The organism is Micromonospora sp. NPDC049114 (assembly GCF_040648635.1).
In the GTDB taxonomy this organism is placed as follows: Bacteria; Actinomycetota; Actinomycetes; order Mycobacteriales; family Micromonosporaceae; genus Micromonospora.
On record NZ_JBEZEA010000007.1, the window covers coordinates 248,932 to 274,953 of the forward strand.

21 protein-coding genes are annotated in these 26,022 nt (G+C 74.2%); 7 read left to right on the forward strand and 14 right to left on the reverse strand.

Annotation, left to right across the window (positions count from 1 at the left end; translation table 11 throughout):
- Window positions 1-99 precede the first annotated feature (99 nt).
- From AB0B39_RS21565 to AB0B39_RS21580, 4 genes are all read right to left on the reverse strand, one after another.
- The gene (locus AB0B39_RS21565) at window positions 100-1,398 is read right to left on the reverse strand and encodes a DUF2314 domain-containing protein (protein ID WP_357496680.1); all 1,299 of its coding nucleotides are present in this window, start codon (window positions 1,396-1,398) and stop codon (window positions 100-102) included.
- Between the two features lie 66 nt (window positions 1,399-1,464).
- Entirely contained in the window at window positions 1,465-2,238 is a 774-nt protein-coding gene (locus tag AB0B39_RS21570) for an adenosylcobinamide-GDP ribazoletransferase (RefSeq protein WP_357575185.1), read from the reverse strand.
- Window positions 2,228-4,198, reverse strand: coding sequence for a bifunctional adenosylcobinamide kinase/adenosylcobinamide-phosphate guanylyltransferase (locus AB0B39_RS21575; RefSeq protein ID WP_357575186.1), 1,971 nt, complete (start codon window positions 4,196-4,198; stop codon window positions 2,228-2,230). Before AB0B39_RS21575 ends, AB0B39_RS21570 begins: the two co-directional genes overlap by 11 nt.
- 174 nt (window positions 4,199-4,372) lie before the next feature.
- Window positions 4,373-6,211: a protein kinase gene (locus AB0B39_RS21580; protein ID WP_357575187.1), complete on the reverse strand. Its 1,839-nt coding sequence runs from the start codon at window positions 6,209-6,211 to the stop codon at window positions 4,373-4,375.
- Between the two features lie 145 nt (window positions 6,212-6,356).
- Here AB0B39_RS21580 and AB0B39_RS21585 point away from each other — a divergent pair, with 145 nt between their 5' ends.
- Both AB0B39_RS21585 and AB0B39_RS21590 read left to right on the forward strand, forming a co-directional pair.
- On the forward strand, window positions 6,357-6,557 hold the full coding sequence (locus AB0B39_RS21585) for a hypothetical protein (RefSeq protein WP_030337978.1): 201 nt from the start codon (window positions 6,357-6,359) through the stop codon (window positions 6,555-6,557).
- Window positions 6,557-7,354 (forward strand): site-2 protease family protein, encoded by a 798-nt coding sequence (locus AB0B39_RS21590; RefSeq protein ID WP_357496686.1) that lies wholly within the window; start codon window positions 6,557-6,559, stop codon window positions 7,352-7,354. The genes AB0B39_RS21585 and AB0B39_RS21590 overlap by 1 nt, the downstream gene beginning before the upstream one ends.
- 53 nt (window positions 7,355-7,407) lie before the next feature.
- On the opposite strand, the gene AB0B39_RS21595 is transcribed toward AB0B39_RS21590, so the two are convergent.
- The 6 genes from AB0B39_RS21595 to nadA form a co-directional block, all read right to left on the reverse strand.
- A complete protein-coding gene (locus tag AB0B39_RS21595) occupies window positions 7,408-8,406 on the reverse strand; it encodes an aldo/keto reductase family protein (RefSeq protein ID WP_357496688.1) in 999 nt (332 codons plus the stop codon).
- Between the two features lie 44 nt (window positions 8,407-8,450).
- Complete coding sequence (locus tag AB0B39_RS21600) at window positions 8,451-13,619, reverse strand: WG repeat-containing protein (protein WP_357575188.1); 5,169 nt, start codon at window positions 13,617-13,619, stop codon at window positions 8,451-8,453.
- Window positions 13,620-13,993: 374 nt separating this feature from the next.
- Entirely contained in the window at window positions 13,994-14,554 is a 561-nt protein-coding gene (locus tag AB0B39_RS21605) for an XRE family transcriptional regulator (RefSeq protein ID WP_357496692.1), read from the reverse strand.
- A 177-nt stretch (window positions 14,555-14,731) separates the two neighbouring features.
- Window positions 14,732-15,325: a DUF3043 domain-containing protein gene (locus AB0B39_RS21610; RefSeq protein WP_357575189.1), complete on the reverse strand. Its 594-nt coding sequence runs from the start codon at window positions 15,323-15,325 to the stop codon at window positions 14,732-14,734.
- Between the two features lie 113 nt (window positions 15,326-15,438).
- Entirely contained in the window at window positions 15,439-16,794 is a 1,356-nt protein-coding gene (gene murA, locus AB0B39_RS21615) for a UDP-N-acetylglucosamine 1-carboxyvinyltransferase (RefSeq protein ID WP_308195384.1), read from the reverse strand.
- Window positions 16,795-17,006: 212 nt separating this feature from the next.
- On the reverse strand, window positions 17,007-18,182 hold the full coding sequence (nadA, locus tag AB0B39_RS21620) for a quinolinate synthase NadA (protein ID WP_234587011.1): 1,176 nt from the start codon (window positions 18,180-18,182) through the stop codon (window positions 17,007-17,009).
- A gap of 68 nt (window positions 18,183-18,250) precedes the next feature.
- Between nadA and AB0B39_RS21625 the strand changes: the two genes are divergently transcribed.
- From AB0B39_RS21625 to AB0B39_RS21635, 3 genes are all read left to right on the forward strand, one after another.
- Window positions 18,251-19,390 carry a glycerate kinase gene (locus tag AB0B39_RS21625; protein WP_357575190.1) on the forward strand — a complete coding sequence of 380 codons (1,140 nt, stop codon included), beginning with the start codon at window positions 18,251-18,253 and terminating at the stop codon, window positions 19,388-19,390.
- A 205-nt stretch (window positions 19,391-19,595) separates the two neighbouring features.
- Window positions 19,596-19,964, forward strand: coding sequence for an iron-sulfur cluster insertion protein ErpA (gene erpA, locus AB0B39_RS21630; RefSeq protein ID WP_234587006.1), 369 nt, complete (start codon window positions 19,596-19,598; stop codon window positions 19,962-19,964).
- Window positions 19,965-20,163: 199 nt separating this feature from the next.
- Window positions 20,164-21,141 (forward strand): carbohydrate kinase family protein, encoded by a 978-nt coding sequence (locus AB0B39_RS21635; protein WP_234587004.1) that lies wholly within the window; start codon window positions 20,164-20,166, stop codon window positions 21,139-21,141.
- 139 nt (window positions 21,142-21,280) lie between these two features.
- On the opposite strand, the gene AB0B39_RS21640 is transcribed toward AB0B39_RS21635, so the two are convergent.
- The gene (locus AB0B39_RS21640) at window positions 21,281-21,514 is read right to left on the reverse strand and encodes a sulfurtransferase TusA family protein (RefSeq protein ID WP_234587002.1); all 234 of its coding nucleotides are present in this window, start codon (window positions 21,512-21,514) and stop codon (window positions 21,281-21,283) included.
- Window positions 21,511-22,662, reverse strand: a complete 1,152-nt coding sequence (locus AB0B39_RS21645) for an aminotransferase class V-fold PLP-dependent enzyme (RefSeq protein WP_357575191.1) — start codon at window positions 22,660-22,662, stop codon at window positions 21,511-21,513. The genes AB0B39_RS21640 and AB0B39_RS21645 overlap by 4 nt, the downstream gene beginning before the upstream one ends.
- A gap of 170 nt (window positions 22,663-22,832) precedes the next feature.
- On the opposite strand from AB0B39_RS21645, the gene coxB reads away from it, so the two are divergent.
- Together coxB and AB0B39_RS21655 are read left to right on the forward strand one after the other, a co-directional pair.
- Window positions 22,833-23,804: a cytochrome c oxidase subunit II gene (coxB, locus tag AB0B39_RS21650; protein ID WP_234586994.1), complete on the forward strand. Its 972-nt coding sequence runs from the start codon at window positions 22,833-22,835 to the stop codon at window positions 23,802-23,804.
- A 9-nt stretch (window positions 23,805-23,813) separates the two neighbouring features.
- Window positions 23,814-24,239: a cytochrome c oxidase subunit 4 gene (locus tag AB0B39_RS21655; RefSeq protein ID WP_234586992.1), complete on the forward strand. Its 426-nt coding sequence runs from the start codon at window positions 23,814-23,816 to the stop codon at window positions 24,237-24,239.
- A gap of 216 nt (window positions 24,240-24,455) precedes the next feature.
- On the opposite strand, the gene AB0B39_RS21660 is transcribed toward AB0B39_RS21655, so the two are convergent.
- Together AB0B39_RS21660 and trpD are read right to left on the reverse strand one after the other, a co-directional pair.
- Window positions 24,456-24,662 carry a hypothetical protein gene (locus AB0B39_RS21660; RefSeq protein ID WP_357496702.1) on the reverse strand — a complete coding sequence of 69 codons (207 nt, stop codon included), beginning with the start codon at window positions 24,660-24,662 and terminating at the stop codon, window positions 24,456-24,458.
- Window positions 24,663-24,902: 240 nt separating this feature from the next.
- Window positions 24,903-25,967, reverse strand: a complete 1,065-nt coding sequence (gene trpD / locus AB0B39_RS21665) for an anthranilate phosphoribosyltransferase (protein ID WP_234586988.1) — start codon at window positions 25,965-25,967, stop codon at window positions 24,903-24,905.
- Window positions 25,968-26,022 lie beyond the last annotated feature (55 nt).

The window sequence follows — 26,022 nt, forward strand, 5'->3', positions numbered from 1 at the left end:
ATCAAGAGCTTTGCGTCATTCTCGGGCGAGATTCTGACCCAAATCTCTTGATCACCGGGCGAGGGAGGGTGGGGGCGGCGGGCGGTGGGGTGGGGTGGGTTAGGGGGTTGGGGTGGTGGGGGGTTCGCCGGAGTCCAGGACCGCCTGGGTCCAGCCGCCTTCGATGACTCCTGTCGCGTTCAGGACCGCCCAGTCAACGACGTCTGTCGCCTCCACCACCACGGGGGCGCCGATGCGTACGCTCTCGTCGGTGTTGGCGTCGCTGGCGCTGACGCCGACGATCCGCTCCGGGGTCTCCCACGAGGTGACGCCCGCCCAGACGTACTCGGGCCCGTCGTCGCCCGGCAGGCCGTACTTGACGACCAGCTGCGACTCCGCCGGTAGCTGGCCGGCGACGAAGCGGGCCCGGGCGTCGCCCAGCGCGGCGCGGGCGGTGGCGACCGCGCGGCTCATCGCGTCACCGGAACGCGCGTAGCGCACGTCCGGCTGGATGCCGGAGAACAACGTCGCGCAGGCGGCGGCGTAGTAGCGCCCGTCCGGGCCGGGATGCCCGGCCGGCGGCCGCAGGCTCAGGAACGAGTCGGCCTCCGGGTCGGTCGCCGGGTCCAGTTCCAGGCGCAGCAGCACCGGGGCCGTCGCGCCGTGCTGCTCCGGATTGCCGTACGCCACGGCGATGTCGTGCCCGGTCACCGTCGCCAGCACCGGCAGCTGCACGAACGCCGGCACCTCCTCGCCGGTGAGCCCGTCGGTCCAGTCGCGCAGCAGCCGCCGGGCCGCCCCGGTCATCACCGCGCCCCAGGCGCGGGTCAGATGGTCGGGCACCCCCTGGGTCTGCAACTCCAGCAGGCCGAAGCGCCGCAGCCCCTTCGTGGTGAACCACAGCCCCTCGGTGTCCGAGGAGTACGGCACCAGCACCCAGTCGACAAGCCGGATCCGGCCGTTCTCGTCGGGGAGTGAGCGCAGCGCGGTCGCCGGGTCGAGGAACTGGAGGCCGAAGACGTCCACGACGTCGCCGTCGACGGACTCCGCCACGGCGGCCGCGACCGCCCGGGCCGCCCACTCGTGCGCGGGTGGCCACCCCGGCCGGTACTCCGCCTGGACCACGACCAGGTGTGTCGCCGCGGCCAGCCGGGCCAACTGCGCCTCGGTGGCGCCGAACGCGGTGAGCAGATCCGGCGGGAGCGCGGGGAACTCGGCGATCGGCCGGGTGTCCACGCTCATCAGCGGGCTGTCCAGCATCTGCCGGGCGAGCCCGTGCACCGGCTCGGCCAGCCGGCCGGTCAGCGCCGCCACCGCAGTCTTCGCGCTGACCTTCGGCAGCCCCGCCATCGGCACCAGGTAGGTCGCGCTGAGCGACTCCGGCACCGGTACGGGCAGGAAGTCGTCAGTGATGAGCATGTGGGTTCCCCCGGTGGCCGTGCCGGTGCTGTCGAGCCGAACGCTACCCGGCCGGCCGCGCCCGCTTCAGGCGGACAGCACCACACCCAGGTAGACCAGCGTGGTGACCACCTCGACTGTCGCGCCGAGCACGTCGCCGGTGATGCCGCCGAGCCGGCGTACCACGTGGGCCAGCAGCGGCACCGCGACGGCGAGCGCGGCGACGACGGCGACCGGTCCCTGCCACGGGCGGCCCGGCACCGCGGGCACCGCCAGCAGCACGACGGCGACCGCGCCCACGGCAAGCGCCACCGGGCCGACGGTTCCCGCCACCATGGCCCCCAGCCCGTCCGGCCGGGCCGCGGGCACGCCCCGCCGGCACGCCACGGTCACACCCAGCCGCCCGGCCGCGCTGGCCGCCACCACCGCCGCGAGACACGCCGGCCAGGACCGGCCGGCCAGGTCGGCGAGCGCAGCGGCCTGCACCAGGAGTACGACCACCAGGGCGACGACGCCGAACGGCCCGACGTCCGGCTTCTTCATGATCTCCAGCGCGGCGGCACCCCGCCGGTACGACCCGAGCGCGTCCACGGTGTCGGCCAGCCCGTCCAGGTGCAGTCCCCGGGTCAGCAGGGCGGCGGCGCCCACCGTCACGCCGGCGGCCACCAGCGGGGGAGCGAGCGTGCCGGTCAGCAGCAGGACGCCGCCGAGCAGCACGCCGAGCAGCGCGCCGGCGGCCGGGGCGAGCGCCATCGCGGTACCCGCCACCGGGCGGTCGATCCGCCCGGCGCGTACCGGCAACGTGCTGAAGGTGGTGATCGCCAGCCGGGCGCCCGCGACGAGCCGCGGCTCAGCCGGCACGCCAGCCCGACGCCGGCTGCTCGTCGGTGGCCGTGCGGGTCGGCCCCGGCCCGGCCGGTTCCGGCTCGGTGAACTCCGGGTCGGTGTAGTCGGGCCCGGTGTACGCCGGCTCGGCGTAGTCCGGCTCGGCGTCGTCGGTCTCCGGGTCGGCTTCCGGCTCGTCGGTCGGGTCCGTGTCGCCGGTCAGCGACGGGTGCACCGGCAGCGCGGCGGCCAGTGCCAGCACCGAGCGCAGCAGCGGCAACGCGACCAGGGCGTTGGCGCCCTCGCCGAGGTCCAGTCGCAGGTCGAGCAGGGGCGTGAGGCCAAGCACGTCGGCGGCCAGCCGCACCGCGGGATGCTGGCCGTGGTCGGCCAACAGGCACCAGTGCCGCGCCTGCCCGGCCAGGTCCCGGCTGACCATCCCGGCGGCCAGCCCGACCGGCCCGTCCAGCAGCACCGGCACCCGGCGGGCGGTGGCGCCCAGCAGCACGCCGGTGGCCACCGCCACGTCGCCGCCGCCCAGCTCGGACAGCACGTCCTTCGCGCCGCGCGGCGAGCGGCGGGTGCGGTGCAGCGCGTCGCGCACCGCCGCGCAGCGGACCATCCAGGCCGCGTCGTCGATCTCACCGGAGTCGGTGATCACCCGGCCCAGCACCGCAGGTGGTTCCGCGCCGGCCGTGGCCGCCAGCACCGCCGCCGCTGCCGCCTCGGTGCCGGCACCGCACGCTCCCAGGACCAGCAGTTGTACGCCTGCGTCGGCGGCCTGCTCGGCCAGGCGCCAGCCGTAGCGCAGCGCCGACTCGACCTGCTCGCCGGTGAGGGCCGGCTGGGTCTCCATCGGCGCGGAGGCGGGGGTGTCGACCACCTGCAGGCTCGCGCCGCTCTCGGCGGCCAGCCGGGCCAGCGCGCCCCGTCCGGCGCGCGCCTGGGCGGCGCGACGCGCCGACTCGCCCGCGACGGTGCCGGCCGACGCGCCGCCGGCGTGGTCGCCGTTGAGCAGCAGCACCCGCACCGAGCCCCAGGCGGCCGGCGTCGACGTGCCCTGGGTGGCCGCGGCGAAGCCGACCACCCGGTCCAGCACGCCCAGCCCGGCACCGGGCACGTCCAATGTGGCCAGCCGGTCCACCGCCTGCGGGCCGGCGTAGTCGTCGGGCATCGGCAGCTCCATGCCCGGCTGGATGACCAGCCCGGTGGCCACCATCGGCAGCGCCATGGTCGGCGCGGCCCAGGGGTTGCCGGGCTCCTGGTTGGGGGCGGCCGGCGGGGTGTGGGTCAGCACGTCGGGCAGCTGGACCTCGGGGGTGGGCCCGGCGTCGAGCAGGCTCGTGCCGGCCTGGTGTGCGCCGGCCCGGCCCGTGCCGGTCTGGCTCGCGGCCGGTGAGACGGGGCTCGCCGACGCGCTCACGGTCGCGGCGGCGGCAGCGGTGGTGGGTGCCGGCTTCAGCCAGGCCGGTTGGCCCGCCACCACCAGCACCACGGCGTCGCAGGCGTCGGCGACCGCGCGGTTGGCCGCGCCGAGCGCGTCGGTGAACGCCCGGCCCAGCGGGGTGGTCGGCACCAGCGACAGCCCGACCTCGGGGCTCACCAGCACCACCCGCGCAGCGCAGGTGCGGATCGCCTCGGCCAGTTCGGCGATCGTCGCCACGTCGTCGGCGGGCTGGTGCTCCGGGTCGAGCAGCACCGTCACCCAGCCGCCCAGGTCGTCCACGAGGAGCGTCTCGTTGGGCTCGGCGGATTCGAGCACGTCCGCGAGCCGGCGCGGCTCTCCGGCGGTCTCCTCGGTGGTCCAGCTGCCCGGTCGTCGGGCGCGATGCGTCGCCAGCCGGGTCGCCCACTCGGTGTCCTCCGGGTCGCCCTCCGGCGCGGTGGCGACGTAGCGGACCACCGGCGCGTCGGCGACCAGGGACTCGGCGAACTCGGACTTGCCGGACCGGATACCGCCGAGCACCAGGACCGTGTTCCACCCGTCAACGGACATGTCCGTACCTTAGTTCTCATGCCCCGGGTCTGGGCACGTCGCCCCAGCCCTACCGACTGTCGACAGTCCGTTCCGCGTCCATTGCAGGCAAGCGTCCGCTTCCCTGTCGCCAGGTGACGACCGGACCGGGCGGCGTCGTGCGAAGCACCTGCGATCGTCGGCGTTCGTCGGTGGTCAGCCGCAGTGTTCGAACCCACTGCCGTAGCTCACCCCGCCGGTGGCGCCGCCCCACTTCACGCACGCGCCAGCGGCGGCGGCCCGCACCGGCCCCGCGTAGTAGTCGAACGACCCGCTGTCGGTGCTGCGGGCCCGTCCCTGCACCTCCAGGTACGCCGACGCGGCCGTCCTGGCCCCGACCGCGGTGTCCTTGAGGGTGACCACGCAGTTGTTGCCGTTACCCGAGTGGTAGAGCAGGTAGACGCGGCCCTGCCGGCGGCCGCCACCGTCGGTCAGCGTCGCCGAGTCGATCACCTGATAGCCGCTGCCGCACGCCTGCGCCGCCGTGTACGGGTTGGGCCGGCCCGCCGGGCTGCCGCTGGACGTCGGTCTGCCGCTGGCCGCCCCGGTCGGCGTGGTCCCCGGTGCCGCGCTGCGGGTGGCCGGGCTGCCGCTGGCGGGCGTACCCGATCGGTCGCCACCGGTCGGTGTGGCGGTCGCGGTCCGGGCGGCGCTCGGCGTGCCACCGGCCCGGGATGCCGGGGTGGTGGTGTCGGTGGCCGGTGGCGCGACGACGGCGCCCGACGTCGATTCACCCGCCAGCGCCGCCGAGCCTGTCGTCGCGCCCGGCCCGGCGTCCGGACGCAGCGCCGTCACGGCCCCGCCGACCAGCGCGATCAGAACGATCGCGCCCACCCCGACCAGCAGCGGCCCGCGTCGCCGGCTCGACGACGTCGGCAACGGATCCTCGCGGGTCGGCCCGGTCTCGGCCTGCCGGATCGGGGCCAGCCCGGCCCGGAAGGCCGGTGGCCCGGCCGGGTCCGTGGGCGGGACCGGCTGCGGCGTCGGCACGCCGGTCGGCACGAGCGGCGTCGAAATCGGAACGGGCGAGGCCGGCGGCGCCAGGGCCGGGGTGGTGCCCGGAACCGGCGGCGCGAGGGCCGGTGGGGTGGTGGCGCCCACCACGGGCGTCGCCGGGGCGGCCACCGCCCACGGAGGGCGGGCGGACGGCGGGATGCTGGCCAGGGTCGCGTCGCGGGCGTCAGCGGCGGCAGCGGCCAACTCAGCGGCGCTGGCGTACCGTTCCGCCGGCCGCTTGGCCATCGCCCGCGCGATCACCGCCGCCACCGCGGGCGGCGTGTCCGGCGGCAGCGGGGCCGGCTCGTCCTGGGCGTGCCGCAACGCCACCGCGAGCGGGTTGTCGCCGTCGAACGGTGGCCGCCCGGCCAGGCAGAAGTACGCCACCGCCCCGAGGGCGTAGACGTCCGTGGCGGCGGCGACCGGCTGGCCGGTGGCCTGCTCGGGAGACATGTACGCGGCGGTGCCGAGCACCATGTTCGCGGCGGTCAACCCGGCCATGCTGCGGGACCGGGCGATACCGAAGTCGACGAGCACCACCCGACCGTCCGCCTTGACCAGCAGGTTGCCGGGCTTCACGTCCCGGTGCACGATGCCGGCGAGGTGGGCGGTGTGCAGGGCGTCGGCCGCCTGCGCCAGCACCGACATGGTGGTGGCCGCGTCCAGTCGCCCCGCCGTGCGTACCCGGGCCGACAACGGTTCGCCCTCGACGTACTCCATCACCAGGTAGTCGACCCGGCTGCCGTCGGCGAGCGCGGCCTGCCCGACGTCGTGCACCGCGACCACGCCGGGGTGCCGCAACGCCGCGAGCATCCGCGCCTCGGCGCGGAAGCGGGCGGTGAACTCGGCGTCGGCGACCAGCGACGGCAGCAGCACCTTCACCGCCACCTCGCGCTCCAACAGCACGTCGGTGCCGCGCCAGACCGCGCCCATCCCGCCCGTCGCCACCCGCTCGCCCAGCCGGTAGCGGTCGCCGAGCAGCACTCCCCGAGTCAGCACCGAGCCACCGTACCGGCCGGCGTCGATCGGATTGATCCACCCCGTGGGCTGCCGCGGGGGCGAGCGAGCGGCCGTTGCGCGCCGGGCCGACTACGCTTGCGGGGGTTCGTCCCACGGGGACTTCAGCGGCGAGGGGAGACGCGGCATGGCGTGGAGCTGGCGGTACGAGGGCACGGACGGTCAGACGGTGGAGGGCCCGGCGGAATCGTTCGGCAGCCAGGCCGACGCCGAATCCTGGATCGGTCAGACCTGGCGTGAGCTCGCGGCGTCCGGCGTCACCTCGGTCGCGCTCGTCGAGGACGACCGGGTGGAGTACCGGATGAGCCTGCTGCCCACGGCCGAGTGATGGCCTACGACCGGCCGGGGGCCGACGGGCTGGTGCTCGGCGTGCCCAAGGCGGCGTTCCGGCCCAGCCCGGTGTTCCTCGGCCTGGTCGCGCTCTTCGCGGTCAGCGGGGTGCTGGCCTGGAACGGGTACGGCAGCGTCCGCCTCGACGTGTTCCTGTTCGTGGTGTCCGGCTGGCTGGTGTCGCTCTGCCTGCACGAGTACGCCCACGCGGTGGTGGCCTACCGCGCCGGTGACCGGGACATCGCCCACCGCGGTTACCTGACGCTCAACCCGTTCAAGTACACCCACCCCCTGCTGTCGATCGTGCTGCCGGTGGTGGTGGTGCTGCTCGGCGGCATCGGTCTGCCCGGCGGTGCGGTGTGGGTGGACCGGCACGCCATTCCGGGGCGGCTGCGGCACACCCTGGTCAGCCTCGCCGGCCCGGCGACCAACGTGCTGTTCACGTTGCTGCTCGTGCTGGCGGTGCGACTCGGCACGTCCTCGGGTGGCCCGGTGGAGTTCTGGGCCGGGGTGGCGCTGCTGGCGTTCCTGCAGCTCACCGCGAGTGTGCTCAACCTGCTGCCGGTGCCCGGCCTGGACGGCGGCAACATGATCCAGCCGTGGCTCAATCCGCAGTGGCGCAGGATGTACGACCTGTTCGCCCCGTACGGCTTCATTCTGCTGTTCGCGCTGCTGTGGAACCCGCGCATCGGCGGCTGGTTCTTCGACGCGGTCTTCGCCGTCGGTGACCTGCTCGGTCTGCCCTCCTGGCTCTACGCCGCGGGCCTGGACCTGATCCGGTTCTGGCAGGGCTGAGCCGAGCTGTCCGGTCCGGTCGGCGCGGGTGCGCCGACCGGACCGGACCCGCGTCAGGGCCGCTCGGCGGGGGACTCGGTCTTCGCCGGGTCCCGCTCGGTGACCGGCTCGACGATCTCGTCGATGGCCTTGAGCAGCCCGGCGTCGAGCTTCACCCCGGCCGCCTTCACGTTGTCGTGCACCTGCTCGGGGCGGGACGCGCCGATGATCGCCGACGACACGTTCGGGTTCTGCAGGACCCACGCCACGGCCAGCTGGGCCATGCTCAGCCCGGCCTGCTCGGCGAGCGGCTTGAGCTGCTGCACCCGGGTCAGGACGTCGTCGTTCATGAACCGCGAGATGAAGTTCGCGCCCGACTTCTCGTCGGTGGCCCGGGAACCGGCCGGCGGCGGCTGCCCCGGCAGGTACTTGCCGGAGAGCACGCCCTGGGCCATCGGCGACCAGACGATCTGGCCGATGCCCAGCTCCTCGCTGGCCGGCACGACCTCGGCCTCGATGACCCGCCACAGCATCGAATACTGCGGCTGGTTGGAGACCAGCGGGATGCGCAGCTCCCGGGCGAGGGAGTGGGCCGCCCGCAGCTGCTCGGCGGTCCACTCGGAAACGCCGATGTAGTGCGCCTTACCGGAGTGCACGACGTCGGCGAACGCCTCCATCGTCTCCTCCAGCGGCGTGCTGTAGTCGTACCGGTGGGCCTGGTAGAGGTCCACGTAGTCGGTGCGCAGCCGGCGCAGGGAGCCGTTGATCGACTCCATGATGTGCTTGCGGGACAGGCCACGGTCGTTGCGACCCGGCCCGGTGGGCCAGTAGACCTTGGTGAAGATCTCCAGGCCCTCGCGACGCTCGTTCTGCAGCGCCCGGCCGAGCACGTCCTCGGCCCGGGTGCCGGCGTACACGTCGGCGGTGTCGAAGGTGGTGATCCCCGCGTCGAGGGCGGCCCGGACGCACGCGTTCGCCGCGTCCTCCTCGACCTGTGAACCGTGGGTGATCCAGTTGCCGTACGAGATCTCGCTGACCATCAGGCCGGAACGGCCCAGGTGTCGGAATTCCATACTCCGACCCTAGCTCCGGTGGATCACGATCGCCGTGCGGCGACTCACAGCACCGGGTTCGCGTCGGTCAACAGCCGGTCGATCTCCTCCAGCACGGCCGCGCGATCGGGGTGCACCAGGTCGATCAGCGGCCCACCCCGCCGGTCCAGCGCGCCCCACCGGCCGCTGCCGCTGACCACCAGGAACGCCACCGGGTGGATGACCACCATCGGGTACGACGGCTGCACCAGCACCGCGCCGGTCCGGTCCACCACACCGCGCCGACCTGCCACGTCGACGACGACGAGACCCTCGTCGGTGAAGCCGTCGACCGGACCCGCGTCGGTCAGCTCGGTGACGAAGCCGTGGTAGCGGGTCGGCACCACGATCCGGCCGGTCCGGTCGACCGCGCCCCACCCCTCGCGCTTCACCGCGGCCAGCCCTCGGCGGAACGGCCGTACGTCGGCGAAGTTCGGCGGAACCTGCACCGCGCCGGTCGGGTCGATCGCCGTCCATCCGCCGTCGGTGACCACCCAGGCCAGGCCGTCGCTGAACGGGCGCACCGCCCGGTACGAGGGCGGGATCACCGTCGTACCCAGAAGGTTGATCAGGGACCACCGGTCGGTGTCCGGTCGCCGGACCCAGGCCAGCCCGTCGTGGAAGGGCTGCGCCTCGGCGTACCGGGCGGGGATGACGACGTCGCCGGCGTGGTCGGTGTAACCCCACAGCGGTCCGTCGCGGTCCGGCTGCGGGGGCCGGTCCCGGTCGAGCACCTCGTCGCGACTCCGGGGGTACGGCCCGAAGCCGTCGGCCGAAGCCCGCGCGGTGACCGCGTCCAGGGCCACCCGGATCCGGTCCAGCAGCTCGGCGTCGCCGGCCCCGCGCAGGTCCAGCGCCCGCTCGAAGTGGTGGCAGGCCTCCATCAGCCGACCCTGGTCATAGGAGCACCGCCCGGCGTGCTCGTGCAGGGCGGCTCGCAGCCGGTCGGGCAGTTCGATCGAGTTGGCCTCCGCGAAGAGCTGGTCGGCCTCGGCGTAGTCGCCCCGCCAGCGCAGGACGTGCGCCAGCCGGGCCTGGGCCAGCGCGGTCCGGCGCAGCTCGCCGGTGGCCTCCGCGTAGGTGAGGGCGAGCCGGCCGTCGGCCAACGCGTCGTCGAGGTCGCCGAGGATCCGCGAGGCGACCGCGCGCAGGCTGAGCAGCCGCGCACGGGCCTTGTTGTCCACGGCCGAGCCCAGCTTCTCGGTCAACCGCCGTCGGATGGCCCGCATGGCGTCCGGCTCGGTCAGCTCCTCGCGCAGGCTCACCGGGTCCAGCCGCCAGCGGTACGCGGCCAGGACCTGCTCCGGATCGCCCTGATCGGCCAGCGAACGGCGGGGCGTCTCCGGCGCCGTGGCGGGCGGCGCCGACACCTGCGCGTCCTGGTCGGACGACCCGCTGCGCGGCCCGGGAATGCCAGCGAGCGGTACGGCGGCAGCGGGAGACACGGGCGCGGCGGGCGGGGCGGAGACGGGTGGCGCGGAGACAGGCGTCGCTGGTGGCGCGGAGACGGGTGCCTGCGCGGCCGGTGCTGCCGAGGCGGGCGGTGCGGAGACGGGTGCCTGCGCAGCAGGTGGCGCGGAGACGGGCGCGGCCGGCGGTGCGGAGGCGAGCGGTGCGGGGGCGGGCGCCGTCGCGATGGGCGGTTCGGCCGCCGGCTCGGGCGGCGTGCGCGTCCCATCGGTCGTCGAACCCGACCCTGCCGGGTCGGTAACCGTGTCCGGGCTGGCGGTCGACGGGTACGCGCTGCTCGACGCGGGCGATGCCGGCCGGTCCGACGGTTCGGCGTCGACCAGGCCGTCCCGCGACGCATCGGTGGACGCGTCGGCGGTCGGCGTGCTCGTCGGGCCGGCGGCGTCGTGGCCGTCGTCGGCGGCGAGGTCGTTGTGGTGTCCCGGCGTCTCGGCGTACGACTCACCGCTGTGCGGACGGTGGCTATCGCCCGATGTCGGCTCGACGGTTGCCGTCGTGTCGTCCGCATCGTCGACCAGCTCGTCCGACCAGGTGTGTGGAGCACCGGAGACCGGGTGTGCCGGCGGTCCGGAGACCGGCTCCCGTCCGTCGGTCGGCGTCGGCTCGGTGGTGGGCTCCCCGTGGGTGGCGAGGTCGTCGACCCAGGAGCGACGCTCACCCTCGGCCACCTCCACCGACGTGGCGGAGGCCGGCGGCGCCGAGACGGGCCAGGCGGAGCCCGGCGGCGCGGGTGTCGGCGGTGCCGAGATGGGCCGGGTCGAGTCGGCCGGCGCAGGAGCGGGCGGTGCCGAGATGGGCCGGGTCGAGTCGGCCGGCGCAGGAGCGGGCGGTGCCGAGACGGGCCAGGCGGAGTCGGGCGTTGCGGAGACGGGCGGTGCCGAGACCGGCCAGGCCGAGTCGGACGTCGCGGCGCCCGGCGGTGCCGAGACCGGCCGTGTCGAATCCGGCGACGCGGGTGTCGGCGGCGCCGAGACTGGCCAGGCCGGATCGGGCGGTGCCGACACCGGCCGTGCCACGTCCTGCGGTGCCGAGTCGGGCTGTGCCGAGTCGGGCTGTGCCGAGTCGGGTGGGGCGGGGCGTGCGGCGGTCGGATCGGCTGGCGGTGCGGACACCGGCCGGCTCGGAGGTGGGGAGAGCGGTTCGGCGATCGGTGTCGCAGCGGCTTCGACGGTCGAGTCGGGTCGTCGATCGGTTGCGGGGTCGCCGACCAGCGGTTGGGCGGACGCCGCCGACGGGTCCTGCTCGTCCTCGGCGTGTGGCGGCGAGCCGGCCGACCCGTCGCCGGGCTTCCAGTCCCCGCTCGTCTCGGCGACGGTGGTGGTCTCGGGTTCCGCGGCCGATCGCTGGTCCGCTGGTGTCTCGTCCTGGTCGGGCTCGACCGGCTGGGTGCCGGGGCTGAACCAGGCTTCCGGTCCCCTGGTCAACGCCTCCGCTGGCTCCGCTGGAGTCGGCACGGGCGCTTCCGAAGGTGCCGGGGGCACGTAGCGACGCGGTACGCCAGGGGCGATCGGGAGCGCCGGCTCGGCGTCCGGCGCGGGTGCCGAGGACGTCGGCGTCGCGGGGCTGGCGGGTTGCTCCGGCCGCTGCCAGGCCGGTGGGGGCGCGACCGGTGGGCGGTCATCCGCAGGCGGCGAGGGCCGCTGCCCGGGGCTGGGATGCGTCTGCTGGTCCTGCCGGGCCGGCGGTGTCGGGTGCGCGCGGTTGTCCGGGCCGGGATAGCGCGGTGGAGCGGTGGCGCGCGGGTCGGCAGTCGACGCCGGTTCGGTGGGTGTGCGGTGCTCGGGCCGCTGCGGCGGCTCCGGCCGCTCGTCCGCCGCCGGCGGATCCACCGGGGCGGGCAGGAACTCCAGCCGCAGTCGGGCGGCCGGTGGACCGGAGACGGGGACGTCCGCCGGGGAGACCGGAGTGGCCGACACCGGCCGGTCGCGCTCGGCGCGCGTGGACGACGTGGACGGTTGCCACCCGTTGTCCGCCGCAGCGGGAGAGACAGGGGCCGCGGATACCGGCCGGTCCCGGCCGGGCGCGGCGGGCGCTGCCGGCGACACCGGACGAACCGGAGTCGACCGGCCGGTGCCGGGCGCGGCAGGGGAGACGGGTGTGGGCGGGATCGGAGTCGCCCGGCCGGTGCCCGGTGCGGCCGGGGAGACGGGTGTGGGTGGCACCGGGGTGGCCCGGCCGGTGCCCGGTGCGGCCGGGGAGACGGGTGTGGGCGGGACGGGGGTGGCCCGGCCGGAGGTGGGCGGCGCCGTCGCGGCGGGACGCGCGGGCCGATCGTCGTACCGGGGCGGCTCCGCCGCTGGCCGTGCGGGTCGCGTCGCCGGTCGTGGCGACACCTCCGGCTCGGCGCCGTAGTGCGGCTCGGGCCGGTAGCCCGGCTCCCGTGTGCGGTCCGGGTGCACCGGACCAGGCGCAGGCCAGGGCAGGCCGCCACCCGAGCGGGGGCCGGGCTGCGACCGCGGCTCGCGGTAGGTCTCCTCGCGGTACAGCTCCTCGCCGTACCGCTCCGGCCGGGCGTTCTCGCGCGGACGCCGGTCCGGGTACGCCTCGGCGCGGGCTGCCGCCTCGCGAGGTTGCTGCCGGTGCGGCTCGACATCGGGACGGCGACGCTCGCCGTCGTGGCGGGGCTGCTCCGGCGTCTCCGGTTCGGGGCGACGCCGCCTCCCGCCGTCGGACGTCTGTGGCGGACCGAACGCCTCGTCGGGCCGGCGCTGCCGGTCGGTGTGGGCACCGGGGCCAGCGTCCACGCGGGACCGGCCGTCGGCAACGCCCCGCTCCGAGCGCCGGGCGTCGTCGGGTAGGCGTTCCGAGCGGCGGGCGTCGTCGGCAACGCTTCGTTCCGAGCGGCGGGCCTCGTCGGGGAGGCGGTCGGGGTGGCCGTCGGCGCGGTAGCGGGACCGGCTGTCCACGGGTGCCCACTGGCCGGCCCCCTCGGCGGCCCAGCCGTCGGTCGGGCGGCCGTCGTGGCCCCTGGCCGGTCGGGTGCCGTACCCGTCGCCGGGGTGCCGGTAGTGACTCGCGGCCGGCCGCTCCGACGTGCCGCGCCGGCGTGGCGCCTCGTTCGGCTCGGGCACCCAGCCGGAGTCACCGCGTGGTGCGGGGGAGTAGGGCCCGGGGGAGACGGGTGGCGCCGTCGGGTACGCCCGGTCCCGGTCGACCGGCTCGGGTCGAGGCGCACGGCCGTCGTACCGCTCGGAAGTGGGCTGCTCGCGGTGCCAGGCGGCCTCCCGGGCCGGTCCCCGGTCGTCGCCGGGACGCCGGTCGGACCAGGCGGTCCGCCGGTCCGACTCGGGGGAGCGGCGCTCCTCGCGTCGGGGCGGCTCGGGGAGCGGTCGACGGTACGGCTCATGGTCGTAGTGCGGTGTCTCGGATCGGCCGTGGTGCGCCGTGTCGGCGGGGCGCTCGTCACCGCGCGTCCAGCCGTAGGACGAAGTCTCACCCGGCTCGTCGTCCGGCCCCCACCGGCCGTTGGGGGCCGGCTCGCCCGGAGGCTCGTCGGCCCAGGAGCGGCCGAGGTAGGTGCCGTCCGGTCGGGTGGGCGCGAGCGGCGGCACCTCGGTACGACCGACCACTGTCGCCCGCCCGCGCGGCGGTGCGGGCTGGTGGGTGACGCCGATGTCGCCGGGGTAGCGCTGGCCGGGGAACTGAGGGTGCCATTCGGTGGTCGGCTCGACCACCCAGGACGGCTCGTTCGGGTCCCGCCACCGGTCGGTGTAGCGGCCGTTCATCCGTCGAGCCCGTCGCCACACCCGGCCGCGTGGCCGCTCCCCGTCGACGGTGAGGTGGCCGAGGTCGGGCCCCGCTGACCCATGGGCGTCCGGTCGCCGCCTGCCACGCCCCGGTGGCCGGCTCGCGTCCGCTCGCTCACGGCGTTGTCACCTCGTTGCACATTGTCGCGCTGGGGCCTCGCGTGCCGGTCGGGTCGCCCGTTCCGGCAGGGCGTGGCTGCGGATGGAGGGTAACGGCGTGGGCTCGTTCACCGCCACTGTGGCACCGTCCACGAGCGCAAACGTTATCCGATGGTTCCGGACATTTAGGTCGATAACCGAATCTGACCTTCGACGATACCCCACCCGCCAGCCAGGTGGACCGGAGCATCGGGTCAGGGATGCTCCATGACGAGGACGGCGAAGGTGCCGGGGACCAGCGCCTCGTACCGGTGCGGTGTGTCGCCGGGGAATGTCGCGTAGTCACCCGGGCCGAGGTCCACGGTGCCCGCCTCGGGGCCGACGCGCAGCCGCCCGGCGGCCACCACCACGTGCTCGATGCTGCGCGGGGTGTGCCCGTCCGCCTCCCGGACCGCGCCCGGCTCCAACTCGATCAGGTAGACGTCCCGGCGCAGGTGCGACGTGCCGGCGCTGAGCAGCGTCCCGGTGAAGTCGGCCTGTTCGGAACCGACCCGGGGTCCCTCCCCGGCGCGGATCACCCGGATGTCGACGTGGGCCGGCTCCACGAGCCGGCTGATCGGGACGCCCAGCGCCGCGCCGAGCGCCCAGAGCGTCTCGACGCTCGGGTTGCCGGTCCCCGACTCCAGGTGGGCGAGCGTCGACTCCGCCACCCCCGCCCGACGAGCCAGCTCGGCCAGCGAGACACCGACGCGTTCCCGTTCGCGGCGCAGCGCGGCAGCGATGGTGGCCAACGGGGCAGCCGGTTCTCCAGGCATGCGTGTTCGCTCCAGTGGATCAACGTTCGCGGTGACGAACAACGGGCGACCTGTTCACCGTGATGAACTACGCGCACGGTACAACGAACAGCCGCGGCCCGGATGCTTCCCGCTGTGCTTTGCCCCCAACGCGGCCGGAGCCGCCGCCGGGGCGACGCGGGCCCGCCGGAGCCGGGATCAGACCTTGTCGCCGAGGTTGACCTGAGGAGCCGGAGCGCGCATCCGCCGGAAGGTGATCGACCGCATCACGGCGTAGAGATAGAGCGAGCCCATCCGCTGGTCGCTCTTCGGGAAGCGCTCCCGGACCAGCTTGCCGATCTTGCGGCAGATCAGCAGCGAGTCGACGACCACACCCAGGGCCAGCGCGCCCCAGAGCACGTTGGAGATCAGCCGCACCACCGGCGGCATCGCCGCGTTCGAGCCGATCAGCACGATCAGCGCGCCGCCGAAGAACCAGGTGCCGACGGTACGCCGGGAGTCGACCACGTTGCGTGCCAGCAGCCGCTCCGGGCCCCGGTCGCGGGGGCCACCCTCGCGGCGGAACTCGGCCGCGGCCTCGGTACGCAGCTGGCGGCGCCGCTCCCGCTCCTCCTCCTTGGTGAGGGGACGGGTGGGGCCGGCCGGGCGACGGCCGACGGTCGGCCGCTTCGGCGTCTCCCGACCCTTGGCCGGGGTGTAACCCCGGGGACGTTCGGCGGTCTCCTCGGAGGTCACCGAGGAGACGGCCTCGTCGACGAGGTCGTTGGACTTGCGGCGAAAGAGCGACGGCACGCGGCAAGGGTAGCCAACGGTCCGCGCCCGGTGCACATCGCGGTACGGCGGCGGACGGCTCCAGGTCGCAGCGCGACCTGGAGCCGTCGGGGCCGAACGATTGGTGCGAGAGGTTACGGACGCTCGGCGTGCGCGCCCAGGTCGGCGAGCTTCGCCTCGAAGTCCTCGTAGCCGCGGTTGATCAGGTCGACGCCGTACACCCGGGAGGTGCCCTCGGCGGCGAGCGCGGCGATCAGGTGGCTGAAACCGGCCCGCAGGTCCGGGATGACCAGGTCGGCGGCGTGCAGCTTGCTCGGCCCGGCGATCACCGCCGAGTGCTTGAAGTTGCGCCGGCCGAAGCGGCACGGGGTGCCGCCGAGGCAGTCCCGGTAGACCTGGATGTTGGCGCCCATCGAGTTCAGCGCCTCGGTGTAGCCCAGCCGCTGCTCGTAGACCGTCTCGTGCACGATCGACAGGCCGCGGGCCTGGGTCAGCGCCACGACCAGCGGCTGCTGCCAGTCGGTCATGAAGCCGGGGTGGACGTCGGTCTCCAGCGCCACCGCGTTCAACTCGCCGCCGGGGTGCCAGAAGCGGATGCCGCCCTCCTGGCCCGGGTCGCCCAGCTTCGGCGGCCGGGTGTCGGTGACCTCGTACTCGCCGCCGACGGACCGGAAGATGTTCAGGAAGGTCATCATGTCGGCCTGCTGCGCGCCGAGCACCTCGACGTGGCCACGGGTGGCCAGCGCGGCCGCGGCCCAGCTGGCGGCCTCGATCCGGTCGGGGATCGGGCGGTGGGTGTACCCGTGCAGCTTCGGCACGCCCTGGATCTCGATCACCCGGTCGGTGTGGACCTTGATGATCGCGCCCATCTTCTGCAGGATGCAGATCAGGTCGATGATCTCCGGCTCCACCGCGGCGTTGCGCAGCTCGGTGACACCCTCGGCCATCACCGCGGTCAGCAGCACCTGCTCGGTGGCGCCGACGCTCGGGTACGGCAGGGCGAACTTGGTGCCGTGCAGGCCGTTCGGCGCGGACAGGTGCAGACCCTCGGGCCGCTTGTCGACAGTCGCGCCGAACTCCCGCAGCGCCTGCAGGTGGAAGTCGATCGGGCGCGGGCCGATGTGGCAGCCGCCCAGATCCGGGATGAACGCGTGCCCGAGCCGGTGCAGCAGCGGCCCGCAGAACAGGATCGGGATCCGGCTCGAACCGGCGTGCACGTTGATCTGGTCGGTGCTGGCGCTCTCAACGTTCGCCGGGTCGAAGACGAGCTCGCCGTCCTCGGCGCCGTCGGTCACCTTGACGCCGTGCAGACCGAGCAGACCCCGGACCACCTCGACGTCGCGGATCTTCGGCACGTCGAACAGCCGGCTCGGGCTGTCGCCCAGCAGTGCGGCGACCATCGCCTTCGAAACCAGGTTCTTCGCGCCGCGCACGCGGATCCGCCCTTCGAGCGGAGTGCCTCCATGCACGATCAGGACGTCGTCGGTCAACGCAACCTCCAGCGCGTCGGTGCTGCTGTGTTGATGGTGGGGAGCCTGAACTCTGTCGCTACCCCGGATGCGGCCATATCGAAACGGCCCGCTTGCGTCCTCGCCTCGGCAGCATAGCCCTCGGTGACGAAAAAGGACTCGGTCAGACCGGCGTGTGTGGCATTAATCGGTGATCCGGCACTTTTGCGTACCAAGGACGTCACAGATCGTGATCACGCACCGGGCAGGGCGAGCATCTGGTCCAGCGCCACCCGGGCGTGGTGCGCGGTGTCGGCGTCGACAGTGATCTGGTTGACGACCCGACCCGCGACCAGCTCCTCCAGGGCCCAGACCAGGTGCGGCAGATCGATCCGGTTCATGGTCGAGCAGTAGCAGACAGCCTTGTCCAGGAACATGATCTGCTTGTCCGGGTGGGCCAGCGCCAACCGGCGGACCAGGTTCAGTTCGGTGCCCAGCGCCCACGCCGAGCCGGCCGGCGCCGCCTCGATGGTCTTGATGATGTACTCGGTCGAGCCGACGTGATCGGCGGCCGTGACCACCTCGTGCCGGCACTCCGGGTGGACCAGCACGTTGACCCCGGGCACCCGCGCCCGCACGTCGTTGACGCTCTCCAGGGTGAACCGGCCGTGCACCGAGCAGTGCCCCCGCCACAGGATCATCTTGGCGTCACGCAGCTGCTCCGGCGTGAGCCCGCCACCGGGCTTGTGCGGGTCGTAGAGCACGCAGTCGTCCAGCGACAGGCCCATCTCCAGCACCGCCGTGTTGCGGCCCAGGTGCTGGTCTGGCAGGAAGAGCACCTTCGAGCCCTGCTCGAACGCCCAGTCCAGGGCGCGCTTGGCGTTGGACGAGGTGCAGACCACGCCGCCGTTGCGGCCGACGAAACCCTTGATGTCGGCCGAGGAGTTCATGTACGTCACCGGGACGGTCTCGGCGGCGATGCCCAGCTCGGTCAGCGTGTCCCAGGCGGCCTCGACCTGACCCAGCACGGCCATGTCCGCCATCGAACAGCCAGCGGCCAGGTCGGGAAGGATCACCCGCTGCGCGTCCGTGGTGAGGATGTCGGCGCTCTCGGCCATGAAGTGCACGCCGCAGAAGACGATGTACTCGGCGTCCGGCCGGGCCGCGGCCTCCCGGGCCAGCTTGAACGAGTCGCCTGTCACGTCCGCGAACTGGATCACCTCGTCGCGCTGGTAGTGGTGCCCCAGCACGAACACCTTGCTGCCCAGCTTCGCCTTCGCCGCCGTGGCACGGGCCACCAGATCCGGGTCGCTCGGCGCCGGCAGGTCGCCCGGACACTCGACGCCGCGCTCGGTGTCGGGGTCGCTGCCCCGGCCGAGCAGCAGCAGAGCCGTCGCCGTGTTGGAGGGTTCCACCCAGGTCGAAGTCACGTAGCCCATGGTCCCACAGCGCGAGCGCGCCGCAGCTCCGCTCGGTGTGGGCTGCCACACTGCTCGACATGCGCGTGCTGCTCTGCCCGGACAAGTTCGCCGGCACCCTGCCCGCACCGGAGGTCGCCGCCGCGGTGGCGGACGGTTGGCGCAGCGTCGCCGATGGTGACGAGCTGCTGATCCGGCCACTCGCCGACGGCGGGCCCGGCTTCGTGGAGGTGCTCGCCGAGGCGCTCGGCGGCCGGCGGGTGACGGTGCCGACAGTCGACCCGCTGGGCCGGCCCGCGGCCGGTGAGATCCTGCTCACCGTCGACGGCACGACGGCCTACCTGGAGAGCGCGCAGGCCTGCGGCCTGCACCTGCTCTCCGCGGCCGAGCGCGACCCGAAGACCACCACGTCGTACGGGCTGGGTCTGCTGGTGACCGCCGCCGTGGAGAGCGGGGCCCGGACGGTGGTGATCGGGCTGGGCGGCTCCTCGACCAACGACGCCGGCGCCGGCATGCTCGCCGCGCTGGGCGCGACGCCCCTCGACGCCACGGGCGCGGCGCTGCCGTACGGCGGGGCGGCCCTGGCCCTGGTCGACGCCCTCGACGGCGCTCCCCGGCTGCGCGGCGCCCGGCTCGTCGCCGCCACCGACGTGGACAACCCGCTGCTCGGCCTGCACGGCGCGAGCAACGTGTTCGGCCCGCAGAAGGGCGCCGACCGCGCCGACGTGCTGCTGCTCGACGCGGCCCTGGAGCGTTTCGCGGCGGTGCTGGAGCGTGACCTTCCCGGCTGCCCGGCGGGGCTCGGCGCGCTGCCCGGCGGTGGCGCCGCCGGCGGCCTCGGCGCGGCCATCCTCGCGCTCGGCGGCGCCTGCGAGTCGGGCATCGGCCTGGTCACCCGGGCCACCCGGCTGGACGCCGCGCTCGACACCGCCGACCTGGTGATCACCGGGGAGGGGTCCTTCGACCACCAGTCGCTGCGCGGCAAGGTCGTCGCCGGGGTGGCCGGCGCCGCCCGGGATCGTGGGGTGCCCTGCGTGGTGGTGGCCGGGCAGGTCAGCACCGGCCGACGGGAGGCCGCCTCGGCGGGGGTGACCGACGCGTACAGCCTGGTCGAGCACTTCGGTGGGGAGCAGGCCGGCGGGCTCGACGCCGCGTTGAGCCGTCCCGCCGACGGGCTGCGCGAGCTGGGCGCCCGACTGGCCCGGCAGTGGAGCCGCTGAGCGCCCGGCGCTGGGGCCGCGGAGCGCTCCACCGACCCGCTCCAGGCCGTCGCGTCCGGGCCGACCTGGGGCGCTGGTCCCGCCACGCGGGTACGTCCGGCCGGGGCGGCGTACGATCGGAACCGGACCACAACCGGGAATCACTGGACGGCGCGCGGCGTTGGCCAGTGCGACCGGACCCAAAACCGCGCAGGGAGACTTCCACGTGACCACGCCAGCGCAGACCGAGTCGACCGAGGCCCAGGCCCCTACTTCCGTCGTCCTCACCGACGTCGCGGCGCAGAAGGTCAAGGCCCTGATCGAGCAGGAGGGCCGCGACGACCTGCGGCTCCGCGTCGCGGTGCAGCCGGGTGGCTGCTCCGGCCTGCGGTACCAGCTCTTCTTCGACGAGCGTTCGCTCGACGGTGACGTCGTCAGCGACTTCGGTGGCGTCGAGGTCGTCGTCGACCGGATGAGCGCCCCCTACCTGTCCGGCGCGACGATCGACTTCGCCGACCGGATCGACGCCCAGGGCTTCACCATCGACAACCCCAACGCGGGCAACTCCTGCGCCTGCGGCGACTCGTTCAACTGAGTCGCGCACCACGCACCACCGACGACGGGGCCGTCCTGCGGGACGGCCCCGTCGTCGTGTCGGGCCGATGGTGGGAGCGGTCCCGGGTGACCCGGGTGCACGGGTGGACGGGCGGTTGCCGTTGCCCGACCGACCGGACACGTCCGGGTTGCCGGGCCGGTAGGCTGACCGCGCCCTGCTCCCGACCCTGAGGGTTGACATGAAGATCGCCGTGACCGGCTCGATCGCCACCGATCACCTGATGAGCTTCCCGGGTCGGTTCGCCGACCAGCTCATCGCCGATCAGCTGCACAAGGTTTCCCTCTCCTTCCTGGTGGACGACCTGGTGCTCCGCCGTGGCGGGGTCGCGGCGAACATCTCCTTCGGCATGGGGCAGCTCGGGCTGCGCCCGGTGCTGCTCGGGGCGGTGGGCGCGGACTTCGCCGACTACCGCTCCTGGCTGGAGCGGCACGGCGTGGACTGTGACTCCGTGCACATCAGTGAGGTGGCGCACACGGCGCGGTTCGTCTGCACCACCGACACCGACATGTGCCAGATCGCGTCGTTCTACGCGGGTGCGATGAGCGAGGCCCGCAACATCGAGCTGGCCCCCGTCGCCGACCGGCTCGGCGGGCTGGACCTGGTGCTGGTCAGCGCCAACGACCCGGAGGCGATGCTGCGGCACTCGGCCGAGTGCCGCAGCCGTGGGTACGCCTTCGCCGCCGACCCCTCCCAGCAGCTCGCCCGGATGCCCGGCGAGGACGTGGTGGCGCTGATCGAGGGCGCCGAGTACCTGATGACCAACGACTACGAGAAGTCGCTGCTGCAGAGCAAGGCGCAGCTGACCGACGACCAGCTGCTGGACCTGGTCAAGGTGCGGGTCACCACGCTGGGCAAGGACGGCGTGGAGATCGCCGGCCGCGGCATCGACCCGATCCACGTGCCCATCGCCCGGGAGATCCGGGCGGTCGACCCGACCGGGGTGGGCGACGGCTTCCGGGCCGGCTTCTTCACCGCGCTCTCCTGGGGCCTCGGCCTTGAGCGGGCCGCCCAGGTCGGCTCCCTGCTGGCCACGCTGGTCCTGGAGACGGTGGGCACCCAGGAGTACGACGTCCGCCGCGACCTGTTCGTCAAGCGCCTCGCCGAGTCCTACGGCGACGCCGCCGCCGAAGAGATCCGCCCCCACCTCCTCCCGTAACCCGCCCCGCCCCGCCCTGCCCCGCCCGGCACCGCGATCTTGCACTTTCTGTCGCTGTTTCGCGGCTTATGCGCGGGTTTGTCAGGGCAGAAAGTGCAAGATCGCGAGGGCGAGGGCGGGATCGCGGGGCCGGGTGGGGTTAGTGGGTGCGGCGGATGTCGTAGGCGGGGCCGTCCGGGCCGGTCACCGCGCCGAGGAACTCCTGGCCGCGCATCCGGCACCAGGCGGGGATGTCCACCGCCGCGGCCGGGTCGTCGGCGAGCACCCGGACCACCGTGCCGACCGGCACCTGCGGCATCCGGCGGGCCGCCGCGATCACCGGCAGCGGGCAGCGCTGGCCCCGGCAGTCGAGCACCTCGTCCGGCATCGTCACAGCCCCACCACCCCGGCGTCGGCGCGCAGCCCGGCGACGATCCCGGGCAGTTCGGCGAGGAACCGCTCGACGTCGGATTCGGTCGTGTCCCGGTGCAGGCTGACCCGGACGTTGCCGTGCGAGAGCACTCCCATCGCCTCCAGCACGTGCGACGGCCGCAGGGTGGACGACGTGCAGGACGAGCCGGACGACACCGCGAACCCCCGCCGGTCCAGCGCGTGCAGCAGCGTCTCGCCGTCGACGTACAGGCAGGAGAACGTCACCAGGTGCGGCAGGCGCAGGACCGGGTCGCCGACCACCTCGACGTCGGGCACCTCGGCCGCCACCCGCGCCCGGATCCGGTCCACCAGCGGCGCCAGCCGGGCCTCCTCGGCCGCCGCGTCGGCCGCCGCCGCGCGCAGGCTCGCCGCCGCCGCCACCACCGCGGGCAGGTTCACCACCCCGGGGGTACGCCCACCCTCGCGCTCGTCGGCCGGCCAGGGCGACTCCCAGCGGGTGCCCTTGCGGACCGCCAGCAGCCCCACCCCGGGTGGCCCGCCCCACTTGTGGGCGCTGGCGCTGAGCATGGACCAGCCGGCCGGCAGGGGCACCCGCCCGACCGACTGGGCCGCGTCGACGTAGAGCGGCACCCCGACGTCGGCGCAGACGGCCGCCGCCTCGGCGACCGGCTGCACGGTGCCCACCTCGTGACTGGCGGTGATCAGCGCGGCCAGCGCGACGCCGGGCGCCCGGACGGCCGTCGACCACTCGGCCAGATCCAGCCGACCCACCCGGTCGACGGGCACCGCGTGGGCGACGCCGCCGGCCGCGACGTGCCGCTCGGCGGCGTGCAGGACTGCGGAGTGCTCGATCGCGGAGTGCACCAGGGTCGCCCCGGCCCGGTGCCGTCCCGCCAGGCCACCGAGCACCGCGCCGTGGGCTGCGGTCGTACCGCTGCTGGTGAAGGACAGCTCGTCGGCGCGGACGCCGAGCGTCTGCGCGGCCGCCTCGCGGGCGGCGTCGAGCAGTTGCCGCGCACGGCGTGCCTGGCTGTAGAGCTTTCCCGGGTCGGCCCAGCCGTCCTCCAGGGCGGCCAGCAGCGCCTGCCGGGCGACCGGATGCAGGGGCGCGGCGGTCGCCGCGTCCAGGTAGACCGAAGAGGCACTCACGGATCAGTACGCTATCGCGACGTTATGCCCAGGATCCCCCCGATGGGGGCGGACAGTGACCCCACCACGGCCGAGTCCGTCATGGTCGAGTAATCTGCGACCGTCGGTGACGCCTTTGCCGCCGGTGCGCAGGAAAGACGCACCGCGGCGCGCTAGGGAGGCAGGACCAGGTGGTCGCAAGGAGTTCGGAGGTACGGCCGTCGGCCGTACGGCACGGTGCTGCCCCAGGGGTCGGTGGACGCCGGGGACGCGGTGCTGGTCGGTTGGCCGGGCTCGGTCTCGGGGGCGTGGCACTGCTGGTTCTGCTCACGGGCTGTGACGTGGGCCAGACGTTCGACGGCTTCGGTTGGCCGCAGGGCGGCATCTCGGCCGAGTCGCACCGGATGTACGACCTGTGGATCGCCTCCTGCGTCGCCGCGCTCGCGGTCGGCGTCTTCGTGTGGGGCCTGATCTTCTGGTGTGTCGTGCGCTACCGCAAGCGCGGCAACGCGCTGCCGGTGCAGACGCGCTACAACCTGCCGATGGAGTTCCTCTACACCATCGCGCCGATCCTGATCGTATCCGTGCTCTTCTACTACACGGCGATCGTGCAGACCGACGTCGACAAGTTGTCGAAGAACCCGGACGTCACGGTCGAGGTCGTCGCCTTCAAGTGGAACTGGCAGTTCAACTACCGCGACGGTCAGGGCACGGAAGCCAAGACCACCGCGTCGACGCTCGGCACCAGTGAGGTCATCCCGGTGCTCGTGCTGCCGACCAACCGGTCCATCCGGTTCGAGGAGACCAGCCGCGACGTCATCCACTCCTTCTGGGTGCCGGAGCTGCTGTTCAAGCGGGACGTCATGCCGGGCAAGATCCGCAACGTCTTCGAGGTCTCCAGCCTGGACGCCGAGGGCGCGTACGTCGGCCGCTGCGCCGAGCTGTGCGGCAGCTACCACGCGTTCATGAACTTCGAACTGCGGGTGGTCTCGCCGGAGAAGTACGACCAGTTCCTCGCGGCGAAGCAGAGTGGCAAGTCGACTCAGGACGCGCTGGCCGCGATCGGCGAGCAGCCGTACGCGGAGACCACGCAGCCGTTCGACACCCGACGGACGCAGAGCAACTTCAACCCGGACGACGCTCCGGCCGGCACGGGAAGCTGAGGCAGCCGCATGAAGACCGAGTGGCGTATCTTCCTGATCATCGCCGGGTTCCTCTTCGGCGCGACCATCCTCTACGGCGCCTGGACCCACGGTGAGTCCGGCAACATCGAGTGGGTGGGCACCGTCGCCCTGCTGCTGTCGTTCCTGCTCTGCTCGATGTGCGGTGGCTTCTTCTGGTTCGTCTCCCGCCGTATCGATCTGCGCCCGGAGGACCGGCCGGACGCCGAGATCGCCGATGGCGCCGGTGAGGTCGGCTTCTTCAGCCCGGGCAGCTACTGGCCGTTCGGTCTGGCGCTGGCCGCCGCGATCGCCGCGCTGGGCATGGTGTTCTGGCAGTTCTGGCTGATCGGCGCCGGCCTGGTGGCGGTCGTCTTCGCCGCCTGTGGCCTGCTGTTCGAGTACTACACCGGCACCCGGCGCACGGCCGAGCACTGATCCACCCGGTCGCCCGGCGCGACCGATCCCGTACCGCCACGAAGGCCCGCACCCTCCTCGGGGGAGCGGGCCTTCGTCGTGGCGCATCCGGATGCGACCGCGTCGGCGCGGTGGGGGCGGCGGCCCACCGGCGTCGCGGGGCCGCTCGGGGCGGCGCGGGTCAGGCGGCGCGGGTCGGGCGGCGCGGGTCAGGCGGCGCGGGTCGGGCGGCGCGGGTCAGGCGGCGTAGCGCCGGGTGGGCTGGCGACGGCGGCGGTCGGCCAGCCGGGTGACGGGGGCGGCGAACGTGGCGATCACCACGGCCGCGCCGCAACCGGTGCAGATCAGCTCGGGACAGTCGCTGCCGTGGCCGTCAGCGCAGGGCGGCGCCTCGAACGGTGCCACGCCCTCGCAGACGTCGCAGTAGAGATCGCGGTGCGACACGGGCGTCTCCTCTCACTCCAGGCGAGCCGCAGCCGAAATGCGACAGCGACGCACATCGGAAGCGGAGAACTACTCGCCTGTAGTTTCCCACGCGGGTCCGACAAATCTCCGCGCCGGCCGTCCGCGCACCGTCCGCCGGGCACCGACGCCACCCGGACGTGGGCCACCCCGCGTTCGGCCGGACACCTGTCCAGGAACCCCGGTTGGATCGCCCGGGACGCGCGCGTCCCGGACTGCGGATCAGGCGGTGGTGGCCGCCTCGGCGGTGGTGGCGGTCTCGATCCAGCGGTCCAGGGTGGCCGCCGCCGCGCCCGAGTCGATCGACTCGGCGGCGCGGTCCAGGCCGGCGCGCAGCGCCTCGGTCAGGTCGCCGTCCAGCGGACCCTGGGTCGCGAGCGCCGCCGCCGCGTTGACCAGCACCGCGTCGCGGACCGGGCCGGTCTCACCGGCCAGCAGGCGACGGGCCACGCCGGCGTTGTACGCGGCGTCACCGCCGCGCAGGTCACCGAGGGTGGACCGAGGTACCCCCAGGTCGGTCGCGTCCAGCACAGCCTCGCGTACGGTGCCGCCCTGTGCCGCCCACACCCGGGTCGGCGCGGCAGTGGTGAACTCGTCCAGCCCGTCCTCGCCGCGCATCACCAGCACCGAGTCACCCCGGGCGGCGAACACGCCGGCCATCACCGACGCCATCCGTGCGTCGAAGCAGCCGACGGCGCCGGCGCGGGGGCGGGCCGGGTTGGTGAGCGGGCCGAGGAAGTTGAACACGGTGGGGACGCCCAGCTCCCGGCGGACCGGCCCGGTGTGCCGCATTCCCGGGTGGAACCGGGCGGCGAAGCAGAACCCGATCCCGGCCTCGGTGACGCAGCGCACGATGGCGTCCGGGTCGAGGTCGAGCGGGACGCCGAGGAACTCCAGCAGGTCCGCGGTGCCGCAGGAGGAGGACGCCGCCCGGTTGCCGTGCTTGACCACCCGGACACCGGCGCCCGCCACGACCAGGGCGGCCATGGTGGAGATGTTGACCGTGTGGGCGAGGTCACCGCCGGTGCCCACCACGTCGAGCGCCGTCGAGCGCAGGTCGTCGGGCAGGTCGACCGGAACGGCCCGGCTCAGCATGGTCTCCACCAGGCCGGCCAGCTCGGCCGAGGTCTCGCCCTTGGCCCGCAGCGCCACGGCGAAGCCGGCGACCTGCGCGGCGCCCGCCGAGCCGGCCATGATCTCGCCCATGGCCCAGGCGGTGTCGGCGGTGGACAGCTCCTCGCCGCGCAGCAGCGAGTTGAGCAGGTGCGGCCAGGTCCGATCGCCCATTGCGGGCCTCCCGAGCGTACGAAGTGCGGGTGGGCTGGAATCGGCGCCGGCTGGT